Genomic DNA, 13,892 nt, shown 5'->3' with positions numbered 1-13,892 from the left:
CTATCGATGATGACTGCCGCTCATGAACCCATCGCGCCGCCTTCGCGGCTGCTGCTCCTTGCTGAAGGACGTGCCCTCTGGGAGGCCGGTGCCGCCGTGGCGCTATGGCCGCTGCTGCAACTCGCGCCGCGCGGCGACGGCCATTCGGTCCTCGTGCTGCCGGGGCTGATCGCGAGCGATCTTTCCACCAAGCTGCTGCGGCGCTATCTGCGCAGCCGCGGCTACGACGCGCACGGCTGGGGCCTGGGCCGCAACCTCGGGCCGCGCGATGGCGTGGAAGACGGCATGACGCGCAAGCTCGAATCGCTGCATGCCGAGAGCGGCCGCAAGGTCAGCCTCGTCGGGTGGAGCCTGGGCGGTGTCTATGCGCGCCTGCTCGCGTCGAGCAGGCCGGACCTCGTGCGCAGCGTGGTCACGCTGGGCAGCCCATTCACCGGCAGCGCTCGCGCGACGAACGCATGGCGGGTCTATGAAGGCGTGAGCGGCCAGAGTTCGGAAGATCCGCGCCGCATGAAGCGCGTTCAGCCGACGCCTTCGGTGCCGACCACGTCGATCTTCAGTCGCAGCGACGGTGTCGTTGCCTGGCGTTGCAGCATCGAGGAAACCGGGCCGCAATCGGAGAACATCGAGGTGGTGGCGAGCCACCTGGGTCTCGGCGCGCATCCGGCGGTGCTCTACGCGCTGGCCGATCGGCTGGCCCAGCCCGAAGGGAGCTGGAAGCCGTTCGATCGCGGAACGTTCGGGCCGCTGGTCTATCCCGATCCCGCGCGCCCACACTGAACTACGGCGCGGGCGTCGCCGCGGCGGGTCCGTCGACGAAGACATCTGCATGGAAGTCGGCCGCGTCGTGGCCGCAGCGTTGCGCCGTCTCGCGCACCGCCTGGACCATGCCCGGCGAACCGCAGGCGTAGACCTCGTGCCCGGCCAGATCGGGGCAGTGCACGGCAAGCGCTTGGTCGACGCGGCCCGCGAAGGCGCCGTCAGGCGCTTGCGTCGTGTCCTCGCTCAGCGCGGCGACGAAGCGGAAATCTGGCCACTGGCGCTGCCATCGCGCCACCGCCGCGCTCAGATAGATGCCGTTGGCTTGGCGCGCGCCCCAGATCAAGGTGATCGGCCGCGCGATCCGCCGCTTGGCCATGTCGTCGATGAGTGACTTGACCGGCGCAAAGCCCGTCCCGCCGGCCACGAAGACGATGGGCCGGGCCGATGCGCCATCGAGCGTGACGGCGCCGAAGGGCAGTTCGATGTCCAGCAGATCGCCCTGCTGCAAGCCGGGCACGCGCGCGCTGAATGCGCCGCCGGGCACGTGCCGGATGTGCAGTGTCAGCGCATCGCTCTCGTGCGGCGCATTGGCCATCGAATAGCAGCGCCTGGTGCCGTTTCCCACGTCGATCTGCAGGTACTGGCCGGCGTGGAATTTCGCGCGCTGCCCGGCCGGGAGGCGCAGTTGCAGCACCGAGACATCCGGCGCCGCGAGCTGGTTGCGAAACACCTTGGCCTGAAAGCGTTTGCGCGCTGTCGGGTCCACGCGGTGCCACGAGGCGGGGGTGACCGTCACGTCCGTGCGCGGCGCGCACATGCAGAAGAGGACTTGGTCCGGCAGGCAAGTCTCGTTGCGCATCGATGCGCCGCCGAGGCCCGCCACATCGCCGGATTCGACCCGCCCGGCGCAGTTGCCGCACACGCCCTTGCGGCAGGAATAGGGCAGCTCGATGCCTGCGCGCAGCGCGGCATCGAGAACGGATTCGGAATCGGCGCAGTCGAACGCGACGTCGCTGCCCGCAATGGCCACGCGATGAGTCATGGGGTCACTTTTCTGAGAGAGATGGATCCGGCGTGCCCGAGAGCAGCGCGATGGTTCGCAGCAGCGCGGTGCAGTCGGCAATGCCTTGGCCGGCGATATCCATCGCGCTGCCGTGGCCCACGCTCGAGAGCAGCACGTCGGCGCCGATGCTGAGGGCGCTCGCCGCGTTGGGTGCGAGCAGCTTGATGGGGATGTGGCCCTGGTCGTGCAGCATCGCGACATAGAGATCGTGGCGGCGTTGCGCCAGCAACATGTCCGCGCCCGAGGGGCCTTCCACGCGCAAGCCCTCGGCTTGGAGCGTCCGCACGGCAGGCTCGACGACGGATGCATCTTCCGGCCCGAACAATCCGCCCTCGGATGCGTGCGGATTGATGCCGAAAACGCCGATCGACGGTGAAGGGTCGCCCAACAAGGCGCAGGCTCGAGCACCGGCGTGCGCGGCCGCGACGACCAGCGCGGGCGTGAGCCGGTCGAGCGCGGTGCGCACGCTCTCGTGCAGCGTTGCGTGCACGATCCGAAGGCCGCCGCCGACCAGCATCAGGAACACCGTGTCTTCCGGTACTTCGCAGACCCGTGCGACCAGCGAGGGATAGCCGCTGAAGCGGATGCCGGCCTGGTGGATCGCGGTTTCGTGATGAGGGCACGCAATCACGGCGTCGACCTCACCACGCCGGCACGCCTCGATCGCCGCAGTCGCCGACGCCACGGCAGACGCGCCTGCAGCCGCTTCGATGCGACCGGGCCGGGCAACCGCCGCCGGCAGTTCGCCCACATCGTTGACGCGCAGTTCGCGAAGCAGCGCGGAATGGCCCAGAACAGCAGCGGTGCGCTCGAGCACGCTGCCCGGTCCGTACAAGGTGATGCCGGCCCGCGCTTCGGCCGGCAGCGCCGCCATGGCCTTGAGCGCGATCTCCGGGCCGATGCCGTTGGGATCGCCGGCCGCGAGCGCGAGCCGGCGGCGCGTCGATGTGGGCAGAGCGGTCGCGTTCACAGCGGCAATGCGAGCAATGTGTCCGTCACCGTGCTGTCGCACACGGCCACGCGAGACTGCAGCCGCAGCCGTCCGTCCTGTTGCACGAATCGGTCCTGGTAATACCCGGTAGCGAATACATCCGTCTGGCCGGTCGCCATGATGCGCGCCACCATGAATGGCGTGCGCGCCTCGGCGTGGTCGTCTTCGGCTTTCAGCAGCAAGGGAATGCCCAACAGGTGCCGGTAGCGCTGGCGCTCGTAGATATTGGCTTCGCGCAGGGCCGCGATGCGGTCTTCCAGCATCGCGCGCGAGTCGGCGTAGACGATGCCGGCCGGCAGGCCCTCGCGCTCGTTTTCGATGTGCGTGATGCGGTACTGGCCGTCGTCGGCGAAGAAGTCGGGCCATCGTTCGAGCGCATCGCTGTCGATGGCGTCGGCGTAGGCGGCGTTGAAAGCGCAGAGCGCCAGAAGGTCGATCATTGAAGGTGCTCCGCTTTCAGCTGCCCATGTGGTGGCGATAGGCCTTCCAGAAGCCGCGCACGGAGGCTTCGGTGGCGCGACCTTCGCTGGATGCGGCGCTGTCGCCGCCCATTTCGACGACCGCGTCATGGTCGTGCGCGCCGGCGATGCCGCGCTGCACGAAGCCGCCGACCGCACCGTCTTCCATCGAGATGAAGCCGGCCGGGCCGATCAGGTTCGACTGCTTGAGCCGGACCGTTCGCTGCTCGGGCGTGTCGTCGGCATAGCCCAGGTAGGTCCAGTTGAGCTCGGTGCGCTCCACGCCCTTGGGCAGCACCTGGCGCACCGCCAGGCAGTTCTGGATCTGCTGGAGCACGAAACCGGGGAAGACGGAGAGGATCTGCAGCGTCACGCCGTCGCCGTACTCGGTGAATCCGGCGAGCAGCGTCGGATCCTTGAGGCGATAGCGATCGGTGTCAGAGCGCAGGCCCTGCTCCTTGTAGGAGGCATCTTTTTCCGCGGCCGGATCGATCATCGAATAGCTGACGTGATGTCCGCCGCTCTCGTCGACGATCACGCCGCCCTTTTGCGACAGGCGATTGAGCTCGAAGGTGGTGAAGAACAGGTGCAGCAAGCTGGCGTGGTAGCTGTCCTTGACGTTCTCGACGTAGAGCTTCCAGTTGTTCGGCAGCGCCTGCGTGAAGCGGCCGATGACCTCGACCGGTTTGTGCAGCACGCGTTCGATGCGCGCGCAGATTTCGTCGCCGAGGTATTCCTCGATGCCGGGCACGTCTTCGCTGAAGCTGCCGAAGACCAGGCCGCAGAAGGTTGCGATGCGCAATTTGCGCGGGCCGTGTTCTTCCTTGCAGAAGCCTGCCGGCATGCCGCCCTGGCCCTTGACGCCCTTCTCGAACGCGATGCCTGTGAGGTCGCCCTGGCGGTTGTAGCTCCAGGCGTGATAGACGCACTGGAAGTTCTCGGCGCGGCCGGACTTTTCGAGCGCAATCAATGCACCGCGGTGCGCGCAACGATTCTCGAAGGCATAGATCTCGCCGTCGTCGTCGCGCACGACCACGACGGGCGTCTCGCCGGCGAAGGTCGTGCGGTAGCTGCCGCCGTCGGGCAGTTCAGCTTCCAGGCACAGGTAGTTCCAGACTTCGCCGCGAAAGATGCGCGCCTGCTCATCTGCCGCCGTCTGCGCATCGCTGTAGAGCGCGAAGGGAATGCGCGTGAGACCGGGGCCGGCCCACTGGATCGGTTGGGATTGAAGTGCGTCTGTCATGGTGTCAGTCGATGGTCACGTTGGCGTTCTTGATGACCTTGGCCCACTTGGCCGATTCGGCCTGGATGAACTGGCCGGTTCGAGCGCTGTCCCAACCGCGCGGCTCGGCGCCCTGTTCGGCAAACTGCCGCTTGACGTCCGGCAGTGCGAGCGCATCGGCGAAGGCCTTCTGCGTGGCTTGCACCTTGGCCGCTGGGGTGCCGGGCGGAGCGACCAGGGCGAACCAGGTCACGGCATTCATGGCCGGCAACTTCTGTTCGGCAAAGGTGGGCACGTTGGGCAGCGCGGGCGAGCGTTGCTCGTCGGCAATTGCGAGGATGCGCAACTTGCCGCTCTGGTGGAACGGCAGCGACGAACTCAGGTTGTCGAAGAACACGTCGATCTGTCCTCCAATGAGATCGACAAGCGCGGGCGCGGTGCCCTTGTAGGGCACGTGCACCATCTCGGTCCCCGTCAGTTGCATGAACATGCTGGCCGTCAGGTGCGACGTGGTGCCGTTGCCCTGCGAGCCGTAGCTGAGCTTGCCGGGATTGGCCTTCAGGTAGGCGATGAGTTCGGGCACGCTGTGCACCGGCAGCTTGGGGTTGATCACCAGCACGTTCGGCACCGTCGCGATCATGGTGACGGGCACCCACTTCGTGGGATCGAAGCTGAGCTTGCGGTAGAGATGCTGGTTGATCGCGATCGGCGCTGGCGGCGAAGCCAGCAGCGTCTCGCCGTCCGGCGGGGCGTTGTAGACCACCTCGGCGCCGATATTGCCGCCGGCGCCGGTGCGGTTCTCGATCATGACGCCGTCGGGAAAGCTGCCGCGCAGCTTGGCTGCCACCACGCGGGGAAGGATGTCTGCCGTGCCGCCGGCCGGAAAGGGAACCACGATCCTCAGGGGTTTGCCGTTCTGGGCCGCGGCGGCGCCCGCCAGGAAGGCGCCGGCCACGCAAGCCGCGCCAAGGCGCCGGGCGAAGTGTTTGAACATGTGTGTCTGTCTCCGTGTCAGTCGTTCATCGGGGTGGGGGAAGTGTCTTGACGCAGCGCAAGACAAACAAGCTAGATTTGCGCTATGCGCAAAAATCACCTCAGCGATACCACTCCTGCCGCTCCTGCCGCTCCTGCCTTGGAGCCCGTGGACAAGAACTTCGTGGCGTCGCTGCAAAAGGGATTGGACGTGCTGACCTGTTTCGGCCGCCAGCACAGCCGCCTCACGGTGTCGGAGGTGGCGCGGCTCATCGGCGGGTCGCCGGCTTCGGCCCGGCGCTCGCTGCTGACCTTGCGCGCCCTGGGCTACCTGGACAGCGACGGCAAGCGCTTCTGGCTGATGCCGAAGGTCCTGCTCGTTGCCCACGCCTATCTCGCATCGCGGCCGACGCCCTCGATGGCGCAGCCGCTGCTGGATGCGCTCTCGGAGCGCACGCGCGAATCGGCCTCGCTCGGGACGCTGCTGGAGGACGACGCCATCATCATCGCGCGCTCGACCGCGCGGCGCAGCCTCAGCACGGGGCTGGGCATCGGCTCCAGGCTGCCGGCCTATTGCTCGGCGCTCGGGCGCGTGCTGCTGGCGAGCCTGCCGCCCGACGAAGCAGCGCAGCGCGTGCATGCAATGCCGCGTCGCCGTCTCACGCCGCGCACGGTGTTCGAGACCGACGAAGTGCTGGCCCTGATCGCGCGCTGCCGCGAGGAAGGGTATGCCGGCAATGACGGCGAACTGGAGTTGGGCGTGCGTTCGATGGCGGTGCCGGTATTCGACCGCAGCGGCGTGACGGTGGCCGCGATGAGCATCGCCGTGCGCGCCGAGCGGATGGAACTGCTCGAGCTTCGCGATGCCTTCCTGCCGGCGCTGCGCAAGGCGAGCGCCACGCTCACTGGCCGGCTCTATCCCGAATGAGGCGGCGCTTCGGTCAGCCGTCGCGCTCGCGCAGGCCGAGCACTCGCCATGCGAGCCTCGACAGCTCCGCCACCACTTCGTCGGGCGACAGGCGGCCGTCGGGCCGGTACCAGCTGTAGAGAAAGCCCGGCAGGCTGAGCGCGGCGAAAGCGGTGATCTTGGTCTCGCCGAAATCGAGGTCGCCATCGGCGCGCGCCTGCTCCAGCAGCGGGAACAACTGGTCGTAGAAGTGATGGGCCAGCTTCTTCTGCGCAGCAATGTACTCGGGGCGATAGACCTGCGGCTCCTTGTAGGCGAAGAAGGCGCAGGGGTGGTGCGAGACCGTCGCGCGGATCAGGCGTTCGATGCCTTCCTTGACTTTCTCGACGGCGCGGCGCTTGTCGTCCTGCGCGAAATCCGTCGAGGTGAAACAATCGACCGCAGGCCGCCACGACAGCGTCTCGAAGATCTCCTGCTTGTCGCGGAAGTAGTAGTAGACGAAAGGCTTGGTGGCGTCCAGCGCGCGCACGATCTGCGCCATCGTCGTGTTCGCATAGCCCTGCGCCGCGAAGAGTTGCGCCGCTGCCTGCAGGATGCGTTCGCGCTGCACGTCGGTGCCGGCAGTGGCGGTGCGCTGCCGTCCCGTGCCCTGCGGCAGGTCGGTTCTCCCGGAAGGCGCATTGCCGCGCTCAGGGGGTTGGTGAGAGGGTTTGTGCCGTGTCGCCGAAGTTATACCCATGGGTAGGATTGTTGGTGCACCATGGGGCCATGGCAAGCGGCCAAGCCCTATCGATAACCCTGTGAGAGTGACGCCATGGAGACAACCCAGCTTCCCGATCGCCCGCAGCAGCCGCTGCACGAGTACCTCCGCACGCACGCGCGCGAGCGTGGCGATCACCCGGCCTGCATCTGGTACGGCCACGCGACGAGCTACGCCGAGCTGGACGCCGCGAGCGATGCTTTCGCGGCGCGGCTCCAGGCGATCGGCGTTCGCAAGGGCGATCCGGTCGTGCTCTTTCTCAACAACTGCCCGCAGTACCTCGTGGCGCACTTCGGTATCCAGAAGATCGGCGCCATCGTGTGCCCGAGCGGCCCGCTCAACAAGGAGCACGAATTGGCTTATCAGGTCAATGACCTGAAGGCACGCGTGATCGTTGCCGCGTCGTCGCTCCTGCCGGTGGTCGACAAGGTGCGCGCGGCGAGTGCACTGGAGCATGTGTTCGTCGTGCACTACGCCGATCTGCTGCCCGTCACGCCGACGCTCGACGTGCCCGCCGATCTCGTTGCGGCACAGCGCGAGCCGCGCAGTGTGCCCGCCGGCTGCGAGGACTTCCTTGCCGTGACGAAGAGCGGCAAGCATCCCGCACCGGTCGAGATCACGCTCGATGACGTGGCGCTCATGACCTACACGTCCGGCACCACCGGGCTGCCGAAGGGCGCGATGCTGACCTACGGAAACGCGCTCTTCAAGACCCGTGCCGCCGCGGACTGCAACGGCGTCACCGCCAGCGATGTGCTGCTCTCGATCGCGCCGCTCTATCACATCGCGGGCATGCTGATGGGCGTCAATGTGCCGGTGTTCACCGGCGCGACGTCCGTGCTGCTGCATCGCTTCGAGCCGCGCGCCGCGCTGCGGGCGATCGAACGCTACAAGGTGAGCTGGTGGTACAGCATCGCACCGATGAACGTCGCTTGCATGCAGGTCGAAGGCATCGCGAACATCGACCTCTCGAGCCTGCGCATGAATCCGGTGACCAGCTTCGGCATCGCCTTCACCGAGCCGCTGGCGCAGCAATGGCGCGGCTTTGCGAAGAACTGCAGTTCTTTCGAGGCCGCCTACGGCCTGAGCGAGACCCACACCTGCGACACCTACACGCCGCACTACGCACCGCGTTGGGGTACGCAGGGCATTCCGGTGCCGGGCGTCACGATTCGCATCATCGACACCGACACGGGCGAGGACAAGCCGGTGGGTGAGGTCGGGGAGATCGTGCTCGCCAGCGCGGGCTCATTCAAGGGCTATTGGAACAAGCCCGAGGCCACGGCCGCAACGCTGCGCAACGGCTGGGTTCACACCGGCGACATGGGCAAGCTCGATGCCGACGGCTACCTCACCTTCATCGGCCGCTTCAAGGAAATGATCAAGGTCTCGGGCTACAGCGTGTTCCCCGAAGAGGTGGAAACCATCCTGATCAAGCATCCGGCCGTCGCGCAGGCCGCGGTCATCGCGCAGCCCGATGCGGACAAGGGCGAGGTGGTGAAGGCCTTCATCGTGAAGAGGCCCGGCGCGGAACTCGATGCCGATGCGCTGATCGCCTGGTCGCGCGAGAACATGGCCACTTACAAGGCGCCGCGAGCGGTGAAGTTCATCGACGCGCTGCCAACCACCGGCGCCGGAAAAGTACTGCGCCGCCTCCTCAAAGACTGACAGATGATGAAGAAAGTCCTGATTGCCAATCGCGGCGAAATAGCGGTGCGGCTGGTGCGCGCGCTGCGCGACCTCGGCATCGAGAGTGTTGCCGTCCACGCGAAGGACGACGCATCGGCACTCCACGTGCAGTTGGCCGACGTCGCGGTGCCATTGCCTGCGACCGGTCCTTCGGCGTACCTCGACATGGCGGCCCTGATCGCGGTTGCACGCGACCACGGCTGCGATGCGGTGCATCCCGGCTACGGCTTCCTGAGCGAGCGCGCGGACTTCGCCAAGGCCTGCGCCGAAGCCGGCCTGCGCTTCATCGGCCCGACGCCGGACCAGCTCGCGCTGTTCGGCGACAAGGCACGTGCGCGTGCGCTGGCCGAGCAATGCGATGTGCCGGTGATGCCCGGCAGCGTCGGTGCGGTGACGCTGGCCGAGGCGCAGGCTTTCTTCGCTGCGCAGCAGGCCGAAAGCGCGGGCGTGATGGTGAAGGCCATCGGCGGAGGCGGCGGACGCGGCATGCGCGCAGTGCTGAATGCCGACGAACTGCCCGAGGCGCACGCACGCTGCATGTCGGAGGCCAAGGCGGCTTTCGGCGTCGAGGGCGTCTACGTCGAGCGCTTGATGCGCAACGCGCGCCACATCGAAGTGCAGGTGATCGGCGACGGACAGTCCGTCGCCAGCCTGGGTGAGCGCGAATGCACGCTGCAACGGCGCTTCCAGAAACTGGTCGAGATCGCGCCGAGCCCTTCGCTGCCGGAGGCGCTCCGCGAGCAGGTCACGGAGGCGGCGCTTCGCATGGCCAAGGCGGTGGGCTACCAGAGCCTGGGCACCTTCGAATTCCTCGTCGACGAGCATTCGTCGACGCTGCCCTATGTCTTCATCGAAGCCAATCCGAGATTGCAGGTCGAGCACACCGTGACCGAAGCGGTGACGGGCCTGGACCTCGTGCAATTGCAGATCGGTGTCGCGATGGGGCAAACCATTGCCGATCTTGCGGTCGAGACGGGCCGCACAGCGCCGCAGCGCGGGTTCGCGGTGCAGTGGCGCGTCAACGCCGAGACGCTCGATGCGCAAGGCAACGCGCGGCCATCCGGCGGCGCGCTGACGCGCTTCGATCTTCCGGCCGGTCCTGGCGTGCGTGTCGACACGCATGGCTATGCCGGCCTCGCGCCTTCGCCGCACTACGACACGCTGCTTGCCAAGCTGATCGTTCACTCGTCGTCCGCGCGCTTTGCCGACGTGGTGCGGCGCTCGCTGCGCGCGCTGGAGGAGTGCCACATCGACGGCATCACGACCAACCTCTCGCTGCTGCAGGCCATCGCGATGCGGCCGGAATTCGCAACGCAGGCGGTGCACACGCGATTCGTCGAGGCGCACCTGGCCGATCTGCTCGCCGCTGCCGCGCAAGTGGACGCGGCCGCCGCGAAGCACGCGCGTCCTGCGGCGATCCAGGCTGCGCAGGCCGTGTTGCAGGATGAGGACGACGGCCTCATGGTCAAGGCGCCGATGCCGGCCAAGCTCATGCAATTCGAAGTCGATGTCGGCGACGTCGTGCCGGCTGGCGCGCAGATCGGCGTGCTCGAAGCCATGAAGATGGAGCATCTCCTGCACGCGCCGGCCGCGGGGCGCGTGGTCGCGCTCCTGGCGGAGCCGGGCGACTACCTCGTCGAAGGCCAGTCGCTGGTGAAGCTGGAGGCCGTGGATGCGCATGCCATCGAAGCCGAAGCGCGCACGGAGCGCGACCTCGACGAGATCCGCCCCGACCTGCAGAAGGTGATCGAGCGCCACGCGTTCACGCTCGACGAGAACCGCGCCGCCGCGGTGGCGAAGCGTCATGCGCAGGGCGGGCGCACCGCTCGCGCCAACATCGCGGACCTTTGCGACCTGGCCGACGAGCCGGGAAACTTCAGCGAATACGGCGCCTTGGCGATCGCCGCGCAGACGCGCCGCCGCTCGCTCGAAGACCTGATCGCCAACACACCCGCCGACGGCATGGTGACCGGCATCGGCAGCATCAACGCGAAGCAGTTCGGGCCCGAGAAATCGCGCTGCGTGGTCATGTCCTACGACTACACCGTGCTCGCGGGCACGCAGGGCATGCGCAACCATCACAAGACCGACCGCATGCTGGGCATCGCGCACCAGCTGGCGTTGCCGGTGGTGCTGTTCGCCGAAGGTGGCGGCGGACGGCCCGGCGACACCGACATGCCCATCGTCGCGGGCCTGAACAACCACACCTTCAGCCAGTTCGCGGCGCTTTCGGGCAAGGTGCCGGTGGTCGGTATCGTTCACGGGCGTTGCTTCGCGGGCAATGCGGCGCTGTTGGGCTGCGCGGATGTGATCATCGCCACCGAAGCCAGCAACATCGGCATGAGCGGCCCCGCGATGATCGAGGGCGGCGGTCTCGGTACCTTCGCGCCGGAGCAGATCGGGCCGAGCAGCGTGCAGTCGCGCAACGGCGTGATCGACATCCTCGTGAAGAACGAGGCCGACGCGGTGGCCGCCGCGAAGCAGTACCTTTCGTATTTCCAAGGTCCGACGAGCGAGTGGGAATGCGCCGACCAGCGCGCGCTGCGTCACGCCATTCCCGAGAACCGCCTGCGTGTCTATGACGTGCGTGCCGCGATGCGTGGCGTGGTCGACACCGGCTCGCTGCTGGAACTGCGCGCCGGCTTCGGGGCCGGCATCGTGACGGCGCTGGCGCGCATCGAAGGCAAGCCGGTCGGGCTGCTCGCGAACAACCCGCACCACCTCGGCGGTGCGATCGACGTCGATGCCGCAGACAAGGCCGCGCGATTCATGCAGCTTTGCAACGCGCATGGCCTGCCGCTGGTGGCGCTGTGCGACACGCCCGGCTTTATGGTCGGCCCGGAGGTCGAGGCGCAGGCCCAGGTGCGGCATGTGTGCCGCATGTTCATGGTGGCCTCGCATCTGCGCGTGCCGTATTTCGCGGTCGTGTTGCGCAAGGGTTATGGACTCGGCGCGCAGGCGATGACGGCAGGCGGCTTCGATGCACCGGTGTTCACCGTGGCATGGCCCACCGGCGAGTTCGGTGCCATGGGGCTCGAAGGTGCGGTGCGGCTGGGCTTCCGCAAGGAACTCGAAGCCGCTGCCGAAGGGCCGGAGCGCGATGCGCTGTTCAAGAAGCTGGTTGCGCAGCAGTATGCGAACGGCGAGGCGATCCACATGGCGCAGACGCTGGAGATCGACGCCGTCATCGATCCGGCCGACACCCGGGCCTGGCTGGTGCGTGGGTTGGCCTCGTCCGCCGCGTCGCGCCGTCCGGCCGCGGCGTACGTCGACACCTGGTGAAGAGGATTCCGTAAACTGCGCTGCTTTGCGCATGAACCTCGTTGCACGACTCCTTGGCGCGCTGCTGCTGAGCGTGCTGCTGGCGAATCCGCCGGCACTCGCGCAGGCGCGCGATGAGGTGCGCTGGACCGGGAGTTGGGCCGCGGCGCCGCAGGACTACGCACAGGCGCTTCCGTGGAGCGGTGCGCCCTCGTCGCCCCCACCTTTGCTCGACAACCTGACATTGCGCCAGGGTCTGCAGCCCACCTTGGGCGGACAGCGCGTCAGGGTGCGGTTTTCCAATCGCTTCGGCAACATGCCTCTGCATATCGCGTCGGCGAGCGTGGCGCGCAGTACCGGCGGAAATGCCGTTTCCCCCGGCACGCTGCAAAGTTTGCGATTCGGCGGGCGTGCCGACGTCACGATCGCGCCGGGCAGGGAGGTGTGGAGCGATGCGACCTCATTCGCCGTGGCGCCGGACCAGGCCGTCTCGGTCAGTTTTCACGTCGATGCGCCGGTGTCGTTCGCGACCGTGCATCACCTGACACCCGGCGCGACCTGGATCACGCCGGGCGATGCCGTCCGGCAAGCCAACTGGACCCATGCCACACGTTCGGGATGGAACCACATCGTGACCGGTCTGGATGTGGTTGGCCCCCGGGCCTCGCGCGTCGTGGTCGCGTTCGGCGATTCGATCACCGAGGGCGCGGGCATCGTGGGCGATGGGCATGCCGTGCGCTATCCCGAGCGGCTGGCATTGCGCTTGCGCGGAAGGCCGGGCAGCGCAGGGCTGTTCGCGGTGCTCAACGAGGGCATTTCGGGCAATCGTCTGCTCAGCGACGGTGCCGGGGCCAAGGGCGTCGAGCGCTTCGAGCGCGACGTGCTGGGACAGAGCGGCGTGACCCACGTCATCATCCTCATCGGCATCAACGACATCGGCTTGACCTTGCAGGATTCAGGCGGGCGCCTCGGCGCTCCGACTGTTGATCAGATCACCGCTGGCCTGCAGCAGTTGATCGACCAGTCGCGTGCCTGGGGCGTCAAGGTGCTGTTGGGCACGCTGCTGCCCTTCAAGGGCTCGGCCTACTGGAATGAGGAGAAGGAGATTCGGCGACAGTCAGTGAATCGCTGGATCCGCGGCCAGCAGGGCATCGACGGCGTCATCGATTTCGATGCTGCGTTGCGAGATCCCGCCGACCCGCAGTCGCTGAAGCCGGTCTACGACCTGGGTGATCACTTGCATCCGAGCGCTTCGGGCCATGCGGCGATGGCCGATGCGATCGACCTGCGCGCACTCCAGAAATAGCCATCCCATCGCAAATTCGGTCGACACAGGTTTACACAAGACTTCGTCGGCGGCTTACGAACGGTACACTTGAGGCAGGGAGGATGAAGTCTCCAGCAACTCAAAGGAGTCCTCATGAAAAAACTGGCTGTCACTTTTGCGATGGGCGCTGCGTCACTTCTGTCCGTTGGCGCCATGGTCGTGCCGACCGCCGCCCAGGCGCAGGCCGTGATCTCGGTGCAGGTGGGGCCGCCGCCGGCGCCGCGCTATGAGCGCGTGCCGCCGCCCCGCCCCGGCTACGTGTGGGCGCCTGGCCACTACGAGTGGAACCATGGGCGATACGTCTGGCAAGGCGGCAACTGGATGCACGCGAGGCCGGGCTACGCCTACCGCGCTCCCCAATGGCACGAGCGCGGCGGCCGCTGGGAATACCAGGCCGGCGGATGGGACAACGATCACGACGGCGTGCCGAACCGGTATGACCATCGGCCGAACAATCCGTCCCGAAGCTGATCTCCGCAA

At 67.2% G+C, this 13,892-nt stretch carries 12 protein-coding genes; 6 read left to right on the top strand and 6 right to left on the bottom strand.

What is annotated here, in order from left to right; genetic code table 11:
• Positions 1-6: 6 nt before the first annotated feature.
• Positions 7-780, top strand: a complete 774-nt coding sequence (locus AC1DN9_RS08160; RefSeq protein WP_478098989.1) for an esterase/lipase family protein — start codon at positions 7-9, stop codon at positions 778-780.
• A gap of 1 nt (position 781) precedes the next feature.
• Here AC1DN9_RS08160 and AC1DN9_RS08155 read toward each other — a convergent pair whose 3' ends face one another.
• The 5 genes from AC1DN9_RS08155 to AC1DN9_RS08135 are packed head-to-tail and all read right to left on the bottom strand — an operon-like array spanning position 782 to position 5,490.
• Positions 782-1,804, bottom strand: a complete 1,023-nt coding sequence (locus AC1DN9_RS08155) for a 2Fe-2S iron-sulfur cluster-binding protein (RefSeq protein WP_478098987.1) — start codon at positions 1,802-1,804, stop codon at positions 782-784.
• Between the two features lie 4 nt (positions 1,805-1,808).
• Positions 1,809-2,795, bottom strand: a complete 987-nt coding sequence (locus AC1DN9_RS08150; protein WP_478098985.1) for a PdxA family dehydrogenase — start codon at positions 2,793-2,795, stop codon at positions 1,809-1,811.
• Positions 2,792-3,256, bottom strand: a complete 465-nt coding sequence (locus tag AC1DN9_RS08145) for an aromatic-ring-hydroxylating dioxygenase subunit beta (protein ID WP_478098984.1) — start codon at positions 3,254-3,256, stop codon at positions 2,792-2,794. Before AC1DN9_RS08145 ends, AC1DN9_RS08150 begins: the two co-directional genes overlap by 4 nt.
• 16 nt (positions 3,257-3,272) lie before the next feature.
• Positions 3,273-4,517: a Rieske 2Fe-2S domain-containing protein gene (locus AC1DN9_RS08140; RefSeq protein ID WP_478098983.1), complete on the bottom strand. Its 1,245-nt coding sequence runs from the start codon at positions 4,515-4,517 to the stop codon at positions 3,273-3,275.
• Between the two features lie 4 nt (positions 4,518-4,521).
• Complete coding sequence (locus AC1DN9_RS08135; RefSeq protein WP_478098981.1) at positions 4,522-5,490, bottom strand: Bug family tripartite tricarboxylate transporter substrate binding protein; 969 nt, start codon at positions 5,488-5,490, stop codon at positions 4,522-4,524.
• A gap of 147 nt (positions 5,491-5,637) precedes the next feature.
• On the opposite strand from AC1DN9_RS08135, the gene AC1DN9_RS08130 reads away from it, so the two are divergent.
• Positions 5,638-6,396, top strand: a complete 759-nt coding sequence (locus tag AC1DN9_RS08130; protein WP_478098980.1) for an IclR family transcriptional regulator domain-containing protein — start codon at positions 5,638-5,640, stop codon at positions 6,394-6,396.
• Positions 6,397-6,409: 13 nt separating this feature from the next.
• On the opposite strand, the gene AC1DN9_RS08125 is transcribed toward AC1DN9_RS08130, so the two are convergent.
• Positions 6,410-7,114 (bottom strand): TetR/AcrR family transcriptional regulator, encoded by a 705-nt coding sequence (locus tag AC1DN9_RS08125; protein WP_478098979.1) that lies wholly within the window; start codon positions 7,112-7,114, stop codon positions 6,410-6,412.
• A gap of 75 nt (positions 7,115-7,189) precedes the next feature.
• Between AC1DN9_RS08125 and AC1DN9_RS08120 the strand changes: the two genes are divergently transcribed.
• From AC1DN9_RS08120 to AC1DN9_RS08105, 4 genes are all read left to right on the top strand, one after another.
• Positions 7,190-8,803 (top strand): AMP-binding protein, encoded by a 1,614-nt coding sequence (locus tag AC1DN9_RS08120; RefSeq protein ID WP_478098977.1) that lies wholly within the window; start codon positions 7,190-7,192, stop codon positions 8,801-8,803.
• A 3-nt stretch (positions 8,804-8,806) separates the two neighbouring features.
• The gene (locus tag AC1DN9_RS08115) at positions 8,807-12,106 is read left to right on the top strand and encodes a carboxyl transferase domain-containing protein (RefSeq protein ID WP_478098976.1); all 3,300 of its coding nucleotides are present in this window, start codon (positions 8,807-8,809) and stop codon (positions 12,104-12,106) included.
• A gap of 31 nt (positions 12,107-12,137) precedes the next feature.
• Complete coding sequence (locus AC1DN9_RS08110) at positions 12,138-13,391, top strand: SGNH/GDSL hydrolase family protein (RefSeq protein WP_478098974.1); 1,254 nt, start codon at positions 12,138-12,140, stop codon at positions 13,389-13,391.
• A gap of 114 nt (positions 13,392-13,505) precedes the next feature.
• Positions 13,506-13,883, top strand: coding sequence for a YXWGXW repeat-containing protein (locus AC1DN9_RS08105; RefSeq protein WP_478098973.1), 378 nt, complete (start codon positions 13,506-13,508; stop codon positions 13,881-13,883).
• Positions 13,884-13,892: the final 9 nt, after the last annotated feature.

The sequence above is a fragment of the Variovorax sp. 05L425 genome, from assembly GCF_056397705.1.
The sequence above is the reverse complement of the archived record's forward strand: the minus strand, read 5'-3'. Positions and strand labels throughout refer to the sequence as shown.